18 protein-coding genes and 1 other annotated feature are annotated in these 19,733 nt (G+C 40.3%); of the genes, 5 read left to right on the top strand and 13 right to left on the bottom strand.

Annotated features, from left to right (window positions below; all coding sequences use genetic code 11):
* Positions 1 to 3: 3 nt before the first annotated feature.
* Positions 4 to 1,221 (bottom strand): ROK family protein, encoded by a 1,218-nt coding sequence (locus AC59HZ_RS12620; protein ID WP_496546173.1) that lies wholly within the window; start codon positions 1,219 to 1,221, stop codon positions 4 to 6.
* Between the two features lie 296 nt (positions 1,222 to 1,517).
* On the opposite strand from AC59HZ_RS12620, the gene AC59HZ_RS12615 reads away from it, so the two are divergent.
* Positions 1,518 to 2,339 carry a purine-nucleoside phosphorylase gene (locus tag AC59HZ_RS12615; RefSeq protein WP_496546172.1) on the top strand — a complete coding sequence of 274 codons (822 nt, stop codon included), beginning with the start codon at positions 1,518 to 1,520 and terminating at the stop codon, positions 2,337 to 2,339.
* A gap of 54 nt (positions 2,340 to 2,393) precedes the next feature.
* Here the strand turns inward: AC59HZ_RS12615 and AC59HZ_RS12610 are convergent, their stop codons facing one another.
* The 8 genes from AC59HZ_RS12610 to AC59HZ_RS12575 form a co-directional block, all read right to left on the bottom strand.
* Positions 2,394 to 3,722, bottom strand: a complete 1,329-nt coding sequence (locus AC59HZ_RS12610; protein ID WP_496546171.1) for an amino acid permease — start codon at positions 3,720 to 3,722, stop codon at positions 2,394 to 2,396.
* Positions 3,723 to 3,862: 140 nt separating this feature from the next.
* Positions 3,863 to 4,091: a binding site (T-box leader), on the bottom strand.
* A gap of 162 nt (positions 4,092 to 4,253) precedes the next feature.
* Positions 4,254 to 5,579, bottom strand: a complete 1,326-nt coding sequence (locus AC59HZ_RS12605) for a GntT/GntP/DsdX family permease (protein WP_496546170.1) — start codon at positions 5,577 to 5,579, stop codon at positions 4,254 to 4,256.
* A 52-nt stretch (positions 5,580 to 5,631) separates the two neighbouring features.
* Entirely contained in the window at positions 5,632 to 6,354 is a 723-nt protein-coding gene (locus AC59HZ_RS12600; RefSeq protein ID WP_496546169.1) for a GntR family transcriptional regulator, read from the bottom strand.
* A 15-nt stretch (positions 6,355 to 6,369) separates the two neighbouring features.
* Positions 6,370 to 7,383, bottom strand: a complete 1,014-nt coding sequence (locus tag AC59HZ_RS12595) for a sugar kinase (protein ID WP_496546168.1) — start codon at positions 7,381 to 7,383, stop codon at positions 6,370 to 6,372.
* Positions 7,376 to 8,131, bottom strand: a complete 756-nt coding sequence (gene dagF / locus AC59HZ_RS12590) for a 2-dehydro-3-deoxy-phosphogluconate aldolase (protein ID WP_496546167.1) — start codon at positions 8,129 to 8,131, stop codon at positions 7,376 to 7,378. The genes AC59HZ_RS12595 and dagF overlap by 8 nt, the downstream gene beginning before the upstream one ends.
* Positions 8,131 to 9,237, bottom strand: coding sequence for a DgaE family pyridoxal phosphate-dependent ammonia lyase (locus AC59HZ_RS12585; RefSeq protein ID WP_496546166.1), 1,107 nt, complete (start codon positions 9,235 to 9,237; stop codon positions 8,131 to 8,133). Before AC59HZ_RS12585 ends, dagF begins: the two co-directional genes overlap by 1 nt.
* Positions 9,215 to 10,324 carry an amidohydrolase/deacetylase family metallohydrolase gene (locus AC59HZ_RS12580; protein WP_496546165.1) on the bottom strand — a complete coding sequence of 370 codons (1,110 nt, stop codon included), beginning with the start codon at positions 10,322 to 10,324 and terminating at the stop codon, positions 9,215 to 9,217. The genes AC59HZ_RS12585 and AC59HZ_RS12580 overlap by 23 nt, the downstream gene beginning before the upstream one ends.
* A 255-nt stretch (positions 10,325 to 10,579) precedes the next feature.
* A complete protein-coding gene (locus AC59HZ_RS12575; protein WP_496546164.1) occupies positions 10,580 to 11,497 on the bottom strand; it encodes a LysR family transcriptional regulator in 918 nt (305 codons plus the stop codon).
* 119 nt (positions 11,498 to 11,616) lie between these two features.
* Between AC59HZ_RS12575 and AC59HZ_RS12570 the strand changes: the two genes are divergently transcribed.
* A complete protein-coding gene (locus AC59HZ_RS12570; RefSeq protein WP_496546163.1) occupies positions 11,617 to 11,940 on the top strand; it encodes a thioredoxin family protein in 324 nt (107 codons plus the stop codon).
* Between the two features lie 523 nt (positions 11,941 to 12,463).
* Positions 12,464 to 13,420: a TRM11 family SAM-dependent methyltransferase gene (locus tag AC59HZ_RS12565; RefSeq protein ID WP_496546162.1), complete on the top strand. Its 957-nt coding sequence runs from the start codon at positions 12,464 to 12,466 to the stop codon at positions 13,418 to 13,420.
* A gap of 408 nt (positions 13,421 to 13,828) precedes the next feature.
* On the opposite strand, the gene fabF is transcribed toward AC59HZ_RS12565, so the two are convergent.
* Both fabF and AC59HZ_RS12555 read right to left on the bottom strand, forming a co-directional pair.
* Positions 13,829 to 15,070: a beta-ketoacyl-ACP synthase II gene (gene fabF / locus AC59HZ_RS12560; protein ID WP_496546161.1), complete on the bottom strand. Its 1,242-nt coding sequence runs from the start codon at positions 15,068 to 15,070 to the stop codon at positions 13,829 to 13,831.
* A 171-nt stretch (positions 15,071 to 15,241) separates the two neighbouring features.
* On the bottom strand, positions 15,242 to 16,405 hold the full coding sequence (locus tag AC59HZ_RS12555) for a Gfo/Idh/MocA family protein (protein WP_496546160.1): 1,164 nt from the start codon (positions 16,403 to 16,405) through the stop codon (positions 15,242 to 15,244).
* A 221-nt stretch (positions 16,406 to 16,626) separates the two neighbouring features.
* Here AC59HZ_RS12555 and AC59HZ_RS12550 point away from each other — a divergent pair, with 221 nt between their 5' ends.
* Positions 16,627 to 17,400 carry an IclR family transcriptional regulator gene (locus AC59HZ_RS12550; protein ID WP_496546159.1) on the top strand — a complete coding sequence of 258 codons (774 nt, stop codon included), beginning with the start codon at positions 16,627 to 16,629 and terminating at the stop codon, positions 17,398 to 17,400.
* 36 nt (positions 17,401 to 17,436) lie between these two features.
* Positions 17,437 to 18,330, top strand: coding sequence for a PhzF family phenazine biosynthesis isomerase (locus AC59HZ_RS12545; RefSeq protein WP_496546158.1), 894 nt, complete (start codon positions 17,437 to 17,439; stop codon positions 18,328 to 18,330).
* Between the two features lie 91 nt (positions 18,331 to 18,421).
* Here the strand turns inward: AC59HZ_RS12545 and AC59HZ_RS12540 are convergent, their stop codons facing one another.
* Both AC59HZ_RS12540 and AC59HZ_RS12535 read right to left on the bottom strand, forming a co-directional pair.
* Positions 18,422 to 18,862, bottom strand: a complete 441-nt coding sequence (locus tag AC59HZ_RS12540) for an NUDIX hydrolase (RefSeq protein WP_496546157.1) — start codon at positions 18,860 to 18,862, stop codon at positions 18,422 to 18,424.
* Positions 18,863 to 18,896: 34 nt separating this feature from the next.
* Positions 18,897 to 19,691 (bottom strand): carbon-nitrogen hydrolase family protein, encoded by a 795-nt coding sequence (locus AC59HZ_RS12535; RefSeq protein ID WP_496546156.1) that lies wholly within the window; start codon positions 19,689 to 19,691, stop codon positions 18,897 to 18,899.
* Between the last annotated feature and the right edge of the window lie 42 nt (positions 19,692 to 19,733).

Here is a 19,733-nt window from a genome sequence, read left to right as displayed (position 1 = left end):
TTTTTATGGCAGAGCTTCTTCAGTGAAATGGTCTAATACCATACATCCCGCGCCTTGAGCGACAATATTGTAGGCTGTGGTTGACTTAATAATCTGGACAGGACTATTTGGATAATTCATCATTCGCTTTTGTGCAATATCAGAGGCAGCCTCGAAGAAGAGCGGTTTTGGTACTAGCGTTCCACCAAGGATGACAATATCAGGCCGCAGCAGATAAATTAGATTAGAAAGACCGATACCAAAATAGTAAGCCGCCTCCTTTACTACCTCCAGACATAGTGGGTCTTCGTGCTCAAGAGCTTCCAAAATATGAAAAAAATTAATCTCTTCCACAACATTGAACTTTTCTTTAAGAAAAGAGTTTTGACCACGTTTCAACCTCTGGATCACTTCATTACGAATAGCCGGCAGACTGCTGTATGCCTGCAAACAGCCATATGATCCGCAGGAACATCGTTGTCCATGAAGATCCACAATCATGTGTCCAAATGCATCCGCCATTTCCTTTTGATTAGTAACCAATCTGCTATGGAGGATCATACTGCAGCGAATCCCCATATCACTTGAGACAAAAACTAGATTATCTGTTTCTTTCCAATAATGAGTACGATATTCCGCTAATGCCGCTAAATTAGTGCCATTTTCCAACATTACAAGCGTTTGATTTTTTTTGTGTAAATAGTCGATAATATTTAGTTGATCCCAGCCGCCGGCTGGGAATAAATTTGGATTTAAGATAACTCCGTGTTCCTGATCTATAGGGTCAAGTACCCCTACACCAATTCCGAGCATTTTTTCCTTCGGAATGTTATGTTGATCCAGCAGCTCATCGACAGTTCGAGACACATAATCTAATGTGTACTCCCCTGTACAATGGGCATCCATTTTTAATTTTTCTCCACCTAGGATCTGTAAATCTAAATTGAGGAGCAGCACTGTTGTATATAAATTAGTGATTTCCACACCAATTAAATAGAAAGCATCAGGATCGATTACATACATCAACGGCTTCCGTCCGCCACTTGATTTCCCTAATCCATTATCTTTTACCAGTCCCGCCTTAACAAGATCATCCAACAAACGAACACAAGTCGCATGTTTATAACCAGTCAGTTCAGTTAATGTTTTTACCCTTACTGGTCCTAACTTGCGAACTAAGCTATATAAATGCTTTAAACTCTTCTCCTTTTGCGAGGTTAAACCCACAAATTGCTTTAGCATATTTTTCCTCCAACATACCATTTTGCGATTTGCCAACTCTTTTTAGTTTACTCGATATATTACAAAAGAAGAAGGTGCTGTTATTAAACTTTTTACCATTTTTTTAAAAAGTATTTTCTGAAACCCTATTATACATAGAAAAACACTTTCTATCATTCAATACTTTTTATCAAAATGATTTTTAGTCTATTTACATAAGCAAAAGAATCATTTACACTTTTATTGAAGTAATCGCGCAAAGTTTAACAGCATGTCTTTTACACATACATTCTATTCATTCAAGGGAGGAATTTTTCATGCATAAATTACAAGATATTTTTGAGGCCAAAGAATTTATTATGAGTAAAACGGAGCACCGACCTACAATTGGAATGATTTTAGGGTCAGGATTAGGAACTCTTGCTGATGAAATTGAAAATCCTGTCAAGATTCCCTATAGTGAGATTCCTCACTTTGCTAAGTCTGAAGCTGTTGGACATGCAAATGAATTAATCATTGGGGAATTAAAAGGAAAGACCGTAGCCGCTATGAAAGGACGGTTCCACTACTATGAAGGCTTTACATTAGATGAAGTCACTTTCCCTGTCCGTGTCTTGAAAGCGCTTGGAGTTGAGAATCTACTCATTACTAACGCTTGCGGCGCTGTTAATACAAGCTTTAACCCTGGGGATTTAATGCTAATTACGGATCATATTAATTTAGTTGGAACCAATCCATTAATTGGTCCAAATAATAATGAGTTGGGCACACGGTTCCCTGATGTTTCTCAAGTATATAATCTTGGTTTACGCAATATTGCTGTTCAAGTTGCCGAAGAACAAAACATAACCCTTCAACAAGGTGTATATGCATGGTGGAGTGGACCGGCCTACGAAACGCCGGCGGAAATCCGCATGATTCGGACATTAGGTGCCGATGCGGTAGGTATGTCTACAGTTCCAGAAGCGATTGTTGCAACCCATGGAAATATGAAGGTACTTGGAATTTCATGTTTAACCAATATGGCATGCGGAATTTTAGATCAGCCATTAAGTCATGATGAAGTCATTGAAGTCGCCGGAAAAGTTAGATCAAAATTTGTTCAATTAGTAAAAGGTATATTAGAAGGAATGGAATAAACAGATAGTAAGCGGCTGGGATTAATCCTCAGCCGCTCTACTTTTTGCGTATCTTCAACTATTCTGTTTTTTGTCTGCAAAAACCGAACATAAAATTAAGATAAGCAGCATACTTAAACAAACATAAATACTCACTCGATTCTGCTCGCTGAAAGCAAATACCACACAACTTATACTTAACGCTATTGCAGTAAATGAGGTTACATATGGAAAGCCCCATACTTTAAAATGCGGCAGCTTTGTATAAGTTTTCCGAAGCTTCAGTTGTGCTAAACAAATGCTGATCCACACTAATGATACCGTAAATCCTGGAATGGCCATCAAGTACCCAAAAACACGGTCAGGTGAAAAGTACGCAACAAATGTCCCTCCAATTAGAATAATAGCGCTAAAGATAACACTATATAATGGAACACCATTTTTAGAAACATACGAAAATAGTTTCGGTGCTTCCCCTTCTGCAGCCAATGAATACAGCATTCGTGTACAGCCATAAATCCCGGAGTTTGCAGCAGACAAAACTGCTGTAATAAGGACGAAGTTCATAATGTGAGCTGATCCACCAAATCCGACAACAGATAATACTTGCACAAATGGGCTTGCTTGGCTGCCGATTTCATTCCAAGGAATTAATCCGCAAATGATAAGGATTGGGAGCGTATAGAATATCACGATTCTCCATATTACTCCTTTAATCACTTTTGGCAATATCTTCTCTGCATCCTTCGTTTCGGTTAATGTCAATCCGATAAGTTCGGTACCGCCATATGAAAAAATGACGATTAACAGTGCGGAAAACACTCCTGACCACCCGTGGGGGAAAAACCCTTTGTGCTGTACATAATTTTGCACATAGTCAGTTTCATTACTCGGGATAAAACCGAATAAAATACCAGCGCCTAAAACAACGAATAAAACAATCATGGTAATTTTAATACCAGCAAACCAAAATTCAATCTCTCCGTAACGCTTTACATTCATTAAATTAATTGCCACAATGAAAATAGCACTTATAAAGCTTAAGGACCATAAAGACATAGAAGGAAACCAATATTGCAGAAAGCTCCCTGCTGCAATCACTTCAATGACACATACCACTAACCACATAAAACAGTACAGCCATCCGATCACAAAAGACATGTTCGTTCCAAATGCTTTACGAATAAATCCTTTCATATTCATTCCAGGATAAGCAATGGCCATCTCCGCGATTGCCCCCATAACAACAAGAAGCAATAATCCTGCAAATAGATAAGAAAAAATAACAGCAGGCCCCGCTATTGATACTGTTTCAGCAGTCCCTTTAAATATACCTGTGCCGATTGCTCCTCCGAGTGCCATCAAACGTATATGACGAGGCAATAAATTTTTTTGTAATTTCATCCTTATTTTCTCCTTTATTAATTTGATTTAAAGAATAATCCATATAAATCAGTGTGGTTTTTCTATTAATAAAAAAATCGTCCCTGTCTTAAGCGACAGGGACGTATTGTTTCCATAAAAAAGTCCCTACTGACAGTATCAGTAGGGACGAAAATATCGCGGTACCACCCTAGTTGCAGACTCAGTCTGCCTCTCGACTTTGTTAACGATCATGTTTGACCGTCTTTCCCTTCATAAAGGTCGCCCTTTACTTCGAAAAAGATGCTCCGGGACCGAAATTCATCCTTATCTTTGTACTGATTTTCACCTTCCATCAGCTCTCTAAAACAGTGAGATAAGCATTACTTATATTCCCTTCATTGCTCAATCATTTTTCAATTCATATGAAGAAGTTACGCTCTACAGTAAGCATGCTTTGTATTATAGATGCCGTATTAATATTCTGTCAATGATTTTAGAAATATTTATGAAAAGAGGCACCCAACGTTAAGTTTGGGTGCCTCCTAAATTCAGTAATCAATAGTATGATGCTTAAACAAACACATCTAAAATTAAAACCAGAATAAAGGCGACAAAAGAAAGGATCGTTTCCATGACGGTCCATGTCTTGAATGTTTCTTTAACCGATAATCCCATATATTCTTTTACCAGCCAGAAGCCGGCATCATTTACATGTGAAAGCATTAATGAACCTGCACCGGTCGCAATAACCAATAATTCCAGGTTAACACCAGACATATGCGACACTACCGGAGAAACAATTCCGGCAGCAGTAGTTAATGCAACCGTTGCGGAACCGGTAGCGACTCGGATTAATCCCGCAACTAGGAAGGCAAGGACAATCGGTGACAAGGACATTTGCTCGGACATTGCTGCAATCGCATTACCGACGCCGCTTTCAATAAGAATTTGCTTGAAGGCACCGCCTGCGCCAATAATAAGAATAATTGATGCTAATGGCAGTAAACATTCTTCCGTTAATTTTTTAATCAACATCTTGTCCATGCCCTGGCGGTAGCCCAAGAAGAAATAGGCAGCAAAACATGAGATTAGCAAGGCAATAACCGGACTTCCAATAAACACCAGGAATTTTTCGATCGCACCTGGCAGTGAAAGATATGGAGCAATAACCGTTAACAACATTAATAAAACAGGCAGTAAGATAATGAAAAACGAAATCCCTGTACTTGGTAATCCGCTTGACTTAGTTGCCACACGGATTAACTCCGGTTCCCCCTCAGGAGTAACTCGTTTATGAATAAATTTTGCAAATAAAGGTCCGGCAATAATGGCCGTTGGAAAAGCAATAATTAATGAATAAAGCAGTACATGTCCTAGATTTGCATTATAAATGCCAATCGCCGTCATCGCACCCGGATGCGGAGGAACTAATCCATGAACAATCGACAATCCGGCAAGCACCGGGATACCAATTAACAAAATGTTTTGTTTCGTAGATTTGCGAATCGAAATAACCAAAGGAAGCAAAATGACTAGACCAACCTCAAAAAAGACTGGAATTCCAATAATAAAACCTGAAAGAAGCATCGCCCATGGCAGGTATTTTACACCGAATTTTTTGATAAAGAAATCAGCTACTTGCATGCCCGCTCCTGAGTCGGACATCATTTTACCTAAAATCGTTCCAAGCGCTAAAATTCCAATCAAATGCCCAAGGACTGCGCCCACTCCCGTTTCATATGCTGTGACAATTTTGTCCATTGGCACGCCCGAAAAAACGGCTAGGAACAAGCCGGCAACTGTTAAACTGATGAATGCATGCCATTTCCACCAGGATACTCCTAAAATAACGATCACAATGGCCACTAACGTAATACCTATTAAATATAAACTCATCTTTTGTCACTCCCCCTTAGGTAATCGCTTACATAATATACAAAAAAGCGGGTTACTGAATGGAATCATTATACGTAACAATATAATTCTGCTTCCCTGTATTATAGTAACCCTCGCTATATTCCAATATATTTCCTTCATCATCACTGGAACGGCGAATCCTTTTTAAAACTGCTGTATCTTTTGCCACATGTAATCTTTCACTAACATGACTTGGTGCAATCGAAACTGCAAACTCATCACGGAATGATTCCAGTCGAATACTTTGCTCTTCTAAAAAGCGGTACAATGATCCGATTTGGACATCCTCTACTTCTTCCTCACTCATGTCTGATAAGATGTAATGAGAGAAGTGAATATAAGGCTCGTTATCCAATAAGTAAAGTCGTTCAATTTGAATGCAATGGTCCCCAAATAAAGAATAAAGCTCGGATTCTGCAGACAATTCAATCCTCTTAATGCTTAACACCTTTTTGGTGATGTGGTGGCCTTCTTCTACTAATAATTCTGTAAAGCGCTTCCCTTTTGAAAGCTTCGCAGTCGAAATATTCGCGATGACCTTTGTTCCTTTTCCACTTTTCTTTTCCAGATATCCTTCTTGAACCAATTCTTTAATGGCATTACGGACCGTAATTTTGCTCACATTAAATTCTTCTTCTAATTGGGGCTCAGAGGGAATGTTCGTGTGAATCGCATAGACACCATGTAAAATACGATCCTTCAAAACTTCTTTAATTTGTAAGTACATAGGTCCCTTTTTTCGATTCACATTCATTCCCTAATCGCTCCTTCATCTCTTTATATCATCAATGGTTCCGGCCATGGCGGACAGGATCTCTGCTTCCGTCGACATCGGGGTATCGCCAACGATGGTACAGGCCAGCATTCCTGCTGCTGCAGCAAATTGGACTGTTTTCTCTGGTAAAAATTCAGCAAGCTCGCCATGTAGAATCCCGCTAGTATACGCATCTCCGGCTCCAATTCGATCATATACGGAAAAAGAAATCTTTTCTGAGAAATGTAACTGCCCATCTTTATACAAATATCCCCGTAAAGAATGGGTATTATCAGGATTAATCCCTCTGTGTGTTCCCGCAATTGTTTGAATATCAAATCGGTTTGCCACTTTAGGAATGAGGTCCTTCAATTGTTCCTCCCGGGAGGTTTCTGCTGTCTCCATTCCTAAAATATACATCGCATCTTTTTCGTTCATCATGACGATATCAGCCAAAGCCAGCATGTCTTCATATTGGGGTTTCGCCTCACTGTAGCCCCCTTCCCATAAGGAAGGGCGGTAATTACAGTCGAAACAAACCAATCCGCCTTTTTCTTTTACCTTTTTAGCCAGCACTTTCATACTATCACGGACACCATCGGTCATGGCAAGCGTAATACCGCAAAAGTGAATGATATCTGCCTGTTCTGCAATTAAATCGAGATCGTAATCCGAAATGTGAGCGGTATTAAAGCTGCTTTCTAGGCGATTCGTATAAGTAACCCTGCTCGCCCGCTGTCCGAAACCATTTTCTAAAAAATACAAGCCCAAATATTTTCCGCCTCTGGATATGAATCTCCGATTGATTCCCAATCGCTGTAAGAAGGAAATGGCTGCCTCACCTAATGGGTTTTCTGGCAATTTGGTTACAAGATAACCATCATAGCCTAGCTTGGTCATCGCAGAAGCAACGTTTACTCCCGTGCCTGAAAAAGAGTATTGTAATGTGTTAGCCTGAGTCAGTAATTCGTATCCTGGCACCTGCAAACGCATCATTACTTCCCCGAAAGCAACAATTTGTTTAGGCATACTTTTCAACCAATTTTTTGGTAATAGCTAATAAGGTCCTCACATCTTCTGGATTTGTTTTCCCAGTTTCTTTATTGATAATAGAAGAATAAACGTGAGGGATAATTTTAGGCACTTTTGCTTCCAAGGCAATATCTAAAATGGTCTCAAAATTATCTAAATCAATTCCGCCAGTCGGCTCTAACGCAAACCCTTCTTCACCACAGGCCTTTGCAACGGCACGGAACTCTTCCTCATGCTTTAAGCCTTTCATTGGGAAGTATTTCAAGGCCTGTCCACCCATATCCCGGACTAACGCAATTGCCGCTTTGATGGGAACAATCGCCGTTTCACCTGCTGCCGCACTTACAGGACCGGTAGAAATATTTACATACCCAACTTTTCCTGTTGGAGATACTAAAGAGTTAATCCAGCTATCTTTCTCTCCTAAATTGGCACGCGTTGCGCCAACCGCAGGAAACACCTGATTGATATGACTTCCCGGATAGTATTTGGCGATTTCCGCTACAACTGCCGCTTGTTTATTATCCCCAGCGCCAAGGCCAATTGATACGGCTTCATCAATCGCTTCACCGTATTCCTTCATTGCTGTAACGGCAGCCTCAACTGTAGGATAATCTTTTGAAAGGACTCCAACTAATACGTGGCCTTCTGCCGCTTCAAAAACTTCAACAGCATTTTCAATGCTATTCGCTAGAACATTCAAGGCGACACGGTTCTGATAAAAACGTTTTTCAATGTTTGTCATTATTTGCTTCCTCCTAAAATCGCTTTTAATTGCGCTTCAATTACGTAAATGTCGTCACCCTGTAATGGTCGTGGATCAAGATCAAAAAAGCCTTGGCGAATTCCGTAATCACGGGTATAAATCGCTATTTCACCATTTCTTAGCTTATCATTTACTTCCTTCGCCGTAGTTTTCGTCACATCCGCATCGATTTGAATGCGAGCTCTGAAAATGGCACGGCCAGCTTCGTCCTGTACGATCGTTACTCTCACACCCTCAATGGATTCAATTGATTTGAGAACTTCCAGACTGGCTTTTTCCTTTTCGCTATTGTCGGTTTTGACAAAATACTCATCCAATGCCTGCAATAATCCAAAGGTTGTTTCTTTGCCGACCTTCATGCTTCGTCCGATGCAGTGCAGTTGAACCTTTACCCAATCGATATATTTTTGTTTACCGGCCACGATTCCAGACGTCGGACCTTCAATAGCTTTCGAGCCGCTGTAAATCGCTAAATCAGAAACTTGAACATATTTCTTTACATCTTCCTCTGCAGCTGCATCGACAATCAATGGGACATTGTTCGCTTGCGCCACTTCCCATGCTTCTTCCACCGAAATCATATTTTTTTGAACAGTGTGGTGGGATTTAACGTAAAGGATTGCTGCCGTATTTTCCGTAATGGCATCCGCAATGTGCTCGGCTTTGCCCTCATTGGCATAACCGACTTCCACTAATTTTCCGCCGCCGAGGAAAACCATCGTTTCCACTGGAGCCCCGTATTGAACGTTATGGCCTTTCAGCATGATGATTTCATTTTTTTGAATTGTTTCTTGGTGGAGCCTTTCACTTCTTCTCCGGTTTCCTTCTGTCACGATTGCCGCAACCGAAAGAGCGATTCCACTCGATGCCGAGTTCACGACAACGGCTGCCTCCGAATGAAGGAGCCCAGCGATATGCTGTCCTGCTTTATCGACTAAATCAGCGATTTCCACATAATTCTGCCCGCCTATTTTCATGGCTTCCATTACGGTATCTGTTGGAGCCGAAACACCTAAAATGCTCATCCGGCCGCTTGCATTGATAACCCTCTTTAAGCCATATTTAGCATTCAATGTATTCTCCATTGATGACCACTCCTTTTACGACAATTTTCTGTTCTGCAGTTCGTTCTTCTCCTTCAGAATCCATTAGCTTGGTTTCGGACTCCTCTATTGAAAACAGTGTGAGGTTTGCTAGGTCCCCTGTGGCAATTCTTCCAAGCTCCGGCTTGTTTAACCACTCTGCTGCTTTAACGGTGACGGCATCAATGACCTCTTTTAAGGGGTAGCCTAGATACAAAAATTTAGTAAGTACACTGGCCATACTGTATACAGGACCCTGTAGGCGATTCTTTCGATAGATATCCGTGCTGATGGTATCGAAGTGGATTCCATATGCTTTCGCCTGCTCTGCCGTTTGGAAAGAGAAGCTTGCATTCCCATGGCCAACATCCAAATGTACTCCCCGTTTTATTGCATCCAGCAATTTCGGAAGAGGTTTTCCCGCTTTATCAAATAAATTATTGGCTTTTCCATTTAAGTAATGAGTAATAATATCCTTTTTTTCGAGCAAATCGAGGACTTCATTAATATCCGGCGGTCCAGAACCAATATGAACCATCAGCGGCAGCTCAGTATCCTTTGAAAATTTCCGGGCCACTTTTAATGGTTCCACTCCATTTGGACCGACGACACTTTTACTAATCCTCGCTTTTAGTCCAACAATAAAATCTTTGTGTTCGGCTATCGTCTTTTTTAGTGCCTCTTCATCCAGCCATGAAAGGTCGGATAGCTCATCGATTCGCTTTAGGCCAATTCGTGAAATATTTAAAAAGGCAAAAACATTCGTCTTCGACTTTTTACAGCTGTTCACTAAGTCAGGCAACCGATCAGCGCCTGTACTTCCGGCATCCACAATCGTTGTTACCCCTGTTTTATAGCCAATTTCATCCACATCATCGCCATACGGATCAAATTCTGGAAAGGCATGGACATGCATATCAATCCAGCCGCTTGAAACTATTACATTATGCTTAAAGTCAATTACATTTCCGCTATTTCCAGTTCCCGTTCCAGCCGGAATAATGTTTTGGATTTTTTTGTTTTCTACGATGATGTCAACAGAATTGCCATCAACTAGTTTTACATTTTGTAATACGTAACATTCTTGCATTTCCCTCATCCTTTTCGGTAAACCTAATAAAATGGGTACTTGTATTCGGTTACATTTACCTTTTTTGTTTTTCTTACACGATTAGGTTACCACGTATTTTTTCATTGGTCAATATAACGTTATAATGTTTAGAGGTTATATTGTAACTTCTTGAGAAACTTTTCTAATTTATTATTTCTTGAGAGAAGCAAATTCAAGCACTCAAATGCCCCAAAGATTGCTCTTGGGGCATTTTTTATTCGCAATTATCAACCATTATTTACCTTTTCTTACAATCACAGAATGATAACTGTTAAACAACTTTAATGATAGATTCTTGGTGAATTCTTGTGCTTCATGAATAAACGCAGTGATGGCGGGGCTAGTATATTCTGTTGAACGCACTTCCAGCCCTAAATTTTGATATACTTGAGGGCTTAAATAGGAAGCAGTGACTTTGGATAAGGTTGAGGGAATGGCCAACTCTGGGAGAATCGTATTTCCAACTCCTTCTTGAACCATAGCCATGATAGTGGCGATGTCACTGACCTCGAATTGAGTATTAGGAGAAAATCCTTGGTCTTTAAAAATGTCTCGAATGATATGGCTGCATTCTTTTGGCATGATGAAAGGCTCGCTGGCGATATCCTTTACACGGATAAATGATTGATTGCTCAATGGGTGGTTTTCCGGTACAAAAACAACCATTTTATCCTGCAGCAATGGAATAAATTCAAATTCACTCTTCTCTTCCGTGACCACGCCAACATCTACGACTGATAATTTAAGCCAATTTTTTACTTCTTCATAATTCCCTTCATATAGAACCACTTCTACACCGGGAAACCGTTTCTTAAAAGAACTAATCATTCCTGGCATTAGTTTAGCGGACATCCCTGAAATACTCCCGATTCTTATCGTCCCCGTTTCAAGTTCCGTGATTCCGGTTGATTCATTGATAATCTTTGTTTTAATCGTGATTAAATCCCTGATCAGGCTCGTGATACGTTCGCCGACTTTTGTTAAGCTGACTCCGTTCCTGTGCCGGTTCAATAATTTAATATTTAGCTCTGATTCCAACGCTGCTACCGCTTGACTGACAGCCGATTGTGAAAGGCCGATTTGCTGGCCCGCTTTTGTAAAACTTTTTGTTTCCACTACCTTTAAGAAAACCTCTAATTGAAATAGGGTCATGGGACACCTCTTTTGGATACATTAGTTTTTACTAATGCTTTATATTCAAAGTATTAATTTTACTTATATCATAACCCGTCATATACTACAATCAAACGATAAGAAAGGTGATGAAGTTCATGAGTATTTTACAGGCTGAGGGACAGGGCATTCTGATGGAAATCCAAACCAGCAAGTCGGTGCTTGTTGATTGCTGGGCCCCATGGTGTCCGCCATGCAGGTTGATCGGAGCCGTTTTGGAGGAAATCGATCTAGATTTTGATTTAAAAATTGTAAAAGTAAATGCGGATGAAAATCCGGAGTTTATAAGCGAGTTTCAGGTATTGGGATTACCTACCTTATTGCTTTTTCAAGATGGCCAGCTTGTGGGGAGGATAACGGGTTTTCGTCCTAAAGATACGCTTGTTGAATCCTTAAAGGATTATGGATTGATAGAGGAATAAGTGCTTTTAAATTAGATGGTTAGGAGCATAATTACATGTTCTAAATGCCCGTCACTACTTTTTTTCTGTCGGGCGGGCATTAGAACACTCTCCTAGTTCCCTTCTCCTTCATTTTTACATCCAGACGGGCATTTGAAACCTCTCTTAATTCCCTTCTCCTCCATTTTTACAGCCAGACAGGCATTTGAAACCTCTCCTAATTCCCTTCTCCTCCATTTTTACGGACACACGGGAATTAGAACACTCTCCTAGTTCCCTTCTCCTTCATTTTTACATCCAGACGGGCATTTGAAACCTCTCTTAATTCCCTTCTCCTCCAATTTTACCGACACACGGGCATTAAGATGTTTCAAAAATCTCCGGAAGCATCGTTACGTTCATTATTTTCAAGTGATTTATTAGAAGGGTGTGCTTGACTCCCTTTTTGTAAATAACAACTCATTTTCTTGATATAATGAAATAGAGTTTTTCAGTTACCATTTGAGATGATGATGAAATAAATAGATTAAAGGATGATAACACATTGGACATCACTCCAAAAAAAGTCACGACCTATATATATACCTACGCCCACTATGAAGATGAACGCTCTCTATGCGCTTTAGAAATGCGCTCCTTATTCGGTCAGGATTCAAACTCTAACGTCTTAGAAAGCTCCGTAAAAATTGATCCAAGTCGCAGCCCTTTTATTAAGGAAAGAATTACGGTGAGGTATGAGGCGGAAAATCTTGAAGATCTAGTGAAACAGGTTGAATCTTTTCAACTAAGCGGAACAACGTTTAAAGTTACTTATGTGAAAAATAATGGTCAAGTAAAAAGTGAACAGGAAAGCTTCGAGAACCGACGTGCAATTGAGCGAGAGATTGGATTACACATTAATGGGAAAGCAGATCTTCGTCATCCCGACCAATTGTTTGGTGTCATGAATATAAACGGAAGATGGATATTCGGGGAGTATGTGAAAAGTGAGTCCGTATGGTATCAACATCAACAAAAACCAAATGATTACTCCACTGCCCTCAGTACACGTGTTGCCAGGGCGGTCGTAAATATCGCCATCCCCAATCCAATCGGAATTAAGGCCATCGATCCTTGCTGCGGAATTGGAACCGTCCTTGTGGAAGCACGCTCAATGGGAATTGATATTGTCGGCAGCGACCGAAATCCACTGATTCTCCCCGGAGCACGAGAAAACATGGCACACTTTGGACTTAAGGCAGAAATCACCTTGGCGGATATTCGTGATATCAACGATCAATACGATGTAGCGATTATTGATTTACCGTATAATTTGTGTTCCGTGATAAACCCAGAAGAACAGCTGGAAATGCTTCAAAGTGCACGGACGTTTGCCAACAAAGTAGTCGTGGTTACCGTCGAACCGGTCGATGAAATCCTTTTAAAAGCTGGTTTTATGATAAAGGATCGAGCTGTTGCGAAAAAAGGGACATTTATTCGAGAAGTAATTGTATGTTACTGATTAGGACAAAAGAAAACCGGGAAATTTTGTCGATACCGATTTCGACATTCTTTTCCCATTTCCCGGGAAAAAATCCTTTTGAAAAAGGGATTTATTTAGTTTCTAATTAAACGTTTGATTAGTAAGGAATTATGGCGGGACTTGTCGAAGGGTGATTAATTACCGAAGGAAATCCTTTTATCGACTTATTTTTTATTTTTATAGAGGAGGAACAAAACTAAGTCGACAAAGTTTTGTTTCAATCTAAGGTTAAAAGCCTTTATTTTTAAGTTGCCATGACTATTTAATCAAACGTTTAATTAGTTTTTTTATAGGTGGAAAAAGTCGATGCATGTAAAATTCAAGAACTTCGAAATCACAAAAAAGGATATCTAAAATCTTAGATACCCTCTTTTGCGCCAGCGAATGTTATTCGGCAAACTTTCTAAAAATCAATGTGGCATTATGACCGCCAAAACCTAGTGAGTTTGATAGCACCACTTGAACATCTTTCTTCTTTGCCACGTTGGGTACATAATCTAAATCTAGCTCTTCATCAGGCGTTTCATAATTAATGGTTGGAGGGATAATTCCTTCATTGATGGCTAACAGAGAAAAAATGGCCTCAATGGCACCTGTCGCTCCCAATAAGTGACCCGTCATTGATTTCGTGGAACTGACACTTAAATTATAGGCGTGTTCTTTAAACACCTGTTTGATCGCTATCGTTTCATACAAATCATTATAATAAGTAGACGTCCCATGAGCATTGATATAATCGACTTGTTCAGGAGAAATGTCCGCATCATCTAACGCTAATTGCATCGCGCGCTGAGCACCCGCTCCGTCTGGTGCAGGTGTTGTTATATGATGAGCATCACCTGTAGCACCATATCCGATCAATTCACCATAGATGTTCGCTCCACGGGCTACTGCATGTTCTAATTCTTCCAGAATAACAATACCAGCACCTTCTCCAATGACGAATCCATCACGATTCTTATCAAATGGCCTGCTGGCTGTGTTCGGGTCTGGATTTTTTGAAAGAGCGGTCATGTTCGAAAATCCTGCGACGGTCATTGCTGTAATCGTTGCTTCTGTGCCGCCGGCAATCATCATGTCCACATCCCCTTTTTGAATAACACGGAATGCATCCCCGATGGAATTTGCTCCAGAGGCACAGGCGGTAACGGAACAATTATTGATTCCTTTTGCCCCTAGTTCAATAGATACTTGTCCTGCAGCCATGTCCGGAATAAACATCGGAATCGTAAACGGGTTGACCCTTCTTTGACCTTTTTCAATAAATTTTTGATGTTGTTCCTCGAATTCACCTAAACCGCCGATTCCAGAACCAATCCAAACTCCGACCCGTTCAGATTGAACATCCACACCGATTTGAATGCCTGCATCCCTTACCGCCATTTTACTTGCGGCTACAGCGAATTGGCTATAGCGGCCCATTCTTCTTGCTTCCTTTTTATCCATAAATGCTTCAGGTGCAAAGTCTTTTACTTCCGCCGCGATTTTGACATCCACTTTTTCCACATCAAATATAGTGGCCGGACCAATACCTGACACACCACTTTTAATCTTTTCCCATGTTGAATGAGCATCATTCCCCAAAGGAGTGACTGCTCCAATACCTGTTATCACTACTCTTTTATTCATTTAATGCTCTCTCCCACTAATTTTTCGAAGTATAGGCAAACAATTCATTGGCATGTTTTTTACATAGTCCCTATATTTTACCTAATTTATAGTTGTTGGACAAATTGATTTATTTTAACAGCCACTTTATTATTTTTTAAGAACAGCTAAATAGTTCCGTCATTACTAAGCTTAATGTGTCCCGGTCACATCTAATGTAATGTTCGTGACATATTTTTTTTCAAAAGTGGACGAGTTGATTTTGTGTTGTAATTTTTCATAATATTGATCTACATCTACTGGAAGTTCAACTGTTGCGTTTAACCAGGAGGATAAGTAGATGGCATTTGAAATTTCCAGTGCTTTTACACCATCCTCTCCTGGTGAAAGTAGCGGTGAACCTTTCACAATCGCATCAATCCAGTTTTGAACAATGATGCCATGATTCGAGTTTTCACTTTTTATAGGGATATTTATTTTTTTGTACTCAGGCTGACCAAATCCGCCTGTATATGAGGAATTAAATTCACGTTCTGATTGTGTTAATTGATAAAAAATAAGTTGCTCATTTTCAACCACTATTTTCCCGCGGTCACCAATAATCTCGTAACGATTCGTACCCGGTGTTTCTCCAGTCGAAGCAATAAACACACCTGTTGCACCATTTTCATATTCCACAAATGCTGTTACTTCATCTTCTACTTCAATATCATGATACTTTCCTATACAGCACACTGATCGAATGTGCTTTGGCATAACCCCCGTTGTCCACTGCCAAATATCTAATTGGTGAAGGGCCTGATTTAAGAGAACACCTCCGCCTTCCCCTTTCCATGTTGCCCGCCATTTACTTGAATCGTAATAGCTTTGTGAACGGTAAGCATCCGTGGTAATCCAATTTGTCCGTTTTAAATCGCCCAGCTTGCCTGATTGAATCATATCCCGAATCTTTTGATAAAGGGGATTTGCCCTTTGGTTATACATGATGCCGAACACTTTCCCACAAGCTTTCGCCGCAGCATTCATTTCCAGCACATTTTTCGTGTAGACTCCTGCTGGTTTTTCGATGAGGACATGTTTCCCCTTCGCAAAGGCTTTTTTGGCTAGCTCTGGATGACTGTAATGCGGTGTAGCAATAAGAACAGCATCGCATCCTGATTCATTGAAAAAAGTCTCTTCGTCCCTAAAAATTTTCACATCGCTCTTTACGTGGGACTTCACCCAAGCGATTCGGCTTTCGTTACTGCTGCAAACCGCTGTTAATTCTGCCCCATTAATTTGTCCACTGTTCAGCATTTGAACATGTGAACTGCCCATATTTCCTATACCGATCACCCCAATCTTAACCAAACTCATCTATATCCCTCATCTATTTTTGAATTTTAAGTTGAAAAATTATAGCTTGATAGCAAATGATAGCTTTTAAAAATCAACTGCATTGTGATACAGTTATATCACATAATGGTTAAATTAATTATAAATGTACTTTTTAAAAAAAGTCAATGAATATTCATGACACATAATCTATTCAAGTTTTAGTTATAATGGAATGGATATTTAGGAAGGAGTTCATTCTTTTGAACAATGATATTCAGGATCAAACGAAAACATCCAGTGTTCAAGTTATCTCTCGTGCTGCAAATATACTGAGGGCTCTTCGAGATCATCCAAAAGGTTTAAGCCTATCACAAATTGCCAAAGAAGTGGGTCTCGCCAGGTCAACCGTTCAAAGAGTGGTTATGACACTGGAACAGGAAAGGTTTGTAGCAGCAGCTTCTGCAAACGGCGGTTTCCGTCTGGGACCTGAAATTGCAATGCTTGCCGCTGCTGTCCATCGTGATTTAAGGGAAGAAATTAGACCATTTTTAATCCAATTATCACAGCAAGTCAATGAAACGGTAGACCTCGCCGTATTAGATAATGGTAAGGTGCTTTTCGTGGATCAAATTATCGCTCCGCATCCATTGCAAGCGACTTCACAACCTGGTGCCTCTTTTCCATTACATTGCACAGCCAATGGAAAAGCCATACTCGCGGCCTTGCCGATTACTGAGTTGGAGAAACTGTTACCGGAGCAGCTGCAACAATTTACGGATTATACAATTTCATGCCGGGATGAACTGTTAAAGGAATTAGAAACGGTTCGTAAGACGGGGGTTGCTTTTGCTAGAGAAGAGCATATTCGTGGGATTTGTGCCGTGGGTGCAGTTGTTATTGATCGAATGGGAGGTTTAAATTCTGTCTCGATCCCGCTTCCTTCTACTCGTTTTTATGGCAATGAAGAGAAGCTGGCAGATGCCCTCATCAATACTTGTCAGACTATAAAGCGGCACTTTGAAATCAATATATAAAGAAGGAACTTCTCTGATCAAAGGGGGAAATGAAACATGAATTCAGTGACGCTTTATCATTATGATGCATTTAGTACAAAGCCCAACAAAGGGAATCCAGCGGGAGTAGTTTTAAACGGTGACAACCTAACAGATAGCGAAATGCAAGAAATAGCCTTTAAAGCTGGCTTTAATGAAACAGCTTTTATTATGAATTCGAATGTTGCTGATCTTAGATTACGTTATTTTACACCCGGTCATGAAATGAACCTTTGTGGCCATGGGACAATGGCGGCCATCTATGCATTAAGAAAGAAGGAATTACTAAAGCAAAAAGATACCTTAACTATCGAAACACTTGCAGGTATCCTGCCGATAAAGATTGATGCCCTTTCAAATGCTGACATTCAGATTACAATGAAACAGGCTTCACCCCAATTTGCAGAATTTACAGGATCAGTGGATGATTTAGCTGACTCGATTGGGCTTGTTAAAGGGGATATTGATGATACTTTGCCTATCCTATATGGCAGTACTGGTATCTGGACTTTATTGCTTCCAATAAAAAAACTCGAGACTTTTAAAAAGATGAAGCCGAATAATGAGTTATTCCCTTCCATTTTAAAGGAAATGCCCAAAGCATCTATTCATCCCTTTTGCTTAGAAACGTATGATGCGAATGCTCATATGCATGCCCGTCACTTTTCTTCCCCTTATTCTGGTACAATAGAGGACCCAGTAACTGGCACTGCTTCAGGAGTGATGGGAGCTTATTTTGCATCCTATATAAACAGCCATTTTGGAAAAACGTTAGAGCTCTTAGTAGAACAGGGTCAGGAAATGGATAAGGATGGCCGGGTAATGGTGCATGTCACGAAAAATAAAGATCAATTTGATATAGAAATCACGGGAAGTGCCGTATACGTTAAAGATTTTGAAGTGGTCTTATAGATTAGAATCGTTTATGATCACATTTAGTTTCATAAGAAAACAGCCGCAGTCAGGAGTTGACTCCAATACCTGCGGCTTTTGATTTTTAATCCTATTCAATGCTTTTTATTATCTTCATAACTAATGGGCTTGTATGATCGGGCAGCTCTTGGATTGGAAAAAATCCGGCATCAATCGTTTCCTGCCCATCAATTTTGAGGGTATTATTCTTAATATCTTTTGAAATATAGGCAATGGTGACAGGATAGAATTCATCCCCATTTGGCAGTTTCCGAAAATACTGTTTACCTGAAAAAACAGCTGTTAACTGCAGCTGACCGATTTCAATACCCGTCTCCTCAAATACCTCTCTTCTTGCTGCTTCTTCTGCAGATTCTCCTAGTTCTAACAATCCGCCTGGAAGTGTCCAAATGCCCTCTGGTCTTTTTTGTAAGAGGATTTTGCCATCATCATCCATAGCAGCCACGATTGCGCCTACTAAAATGAGCGGCCTGGTTCCAATTAATTCTCGCAAATCTTCAATATAGCCCATTTAATGCCTCCAAAAAAATCGCAGTAGGTGCTTGTCACTGGTAAAATTCCGGTTTTCTGTGTTTTACGCTGGGCAGCTTTTCTCTGACTCGTTCGATCCGCTCTAAGTCCAATTCGGCGAGAATAAGGGTTTCTTCTTCTCCTCCACTGGCAATAACAACTCCCATCGGATCAACGACCAGACTCCGGCCGGCAAACTCAGGACCAACCAGGTCTGCACCAATGACGAACATCGTGTTTTCAATCGCTCTTGCGCGAATAAGTGTCTGCCAATGATCCTCTTTCATAGGACCAGCCATCCATCCTGCCGGAACAAGCAATACATCTGCTTCCTGAAGCGCAAACTGTCTTGCGATTTCTGGAAATCTTAGTTCATAGCAGACCATTAAACCAATTTTTCCAAACTCTGTTTCTACTACTTTATACTTATTTTCACCAGGAATAATGGTATCAGACTCTTTAAAGCTGAAAGCATCATATAAATGTGTCTTTCGATAGGAATGTAAAAGTTGCCCCGAACGATTAATAAATACAGTTGTATTATAGGCTCGTCCGTCATCACCCGCTTTCGATTCATACATTCCACAAACAACATAGATTTCGTTTGTCCGGGCGGCCTCTTTAAGAGCGGAAACAAATGGACCATCCAATGGTTCAGCTGCTTCCGCCGGAAGCACGCCAGTCTTTGGAGTGGCCAGCACCATATAAAATTCCGGTAACACCACAAAATCTGCGCCCATCCCTTTTGCCTTCGCAATGTATTGAATCGCCTTCTCTAAATTAGAGGCTTTATCAACGCTGGTAGATACTTGTGCAATAGCTACTTTCAAGGCAGGTCCCTCCTAAATATCACATTTTCATTAATTTTATTT

The sequence above is a fragment of the Neobacillus sp. DZ-9 genome (genome assembly GCF_059587065.1).
This window is presented reverse-complemented; position numbering and strand designations above follow the sequence as displayed.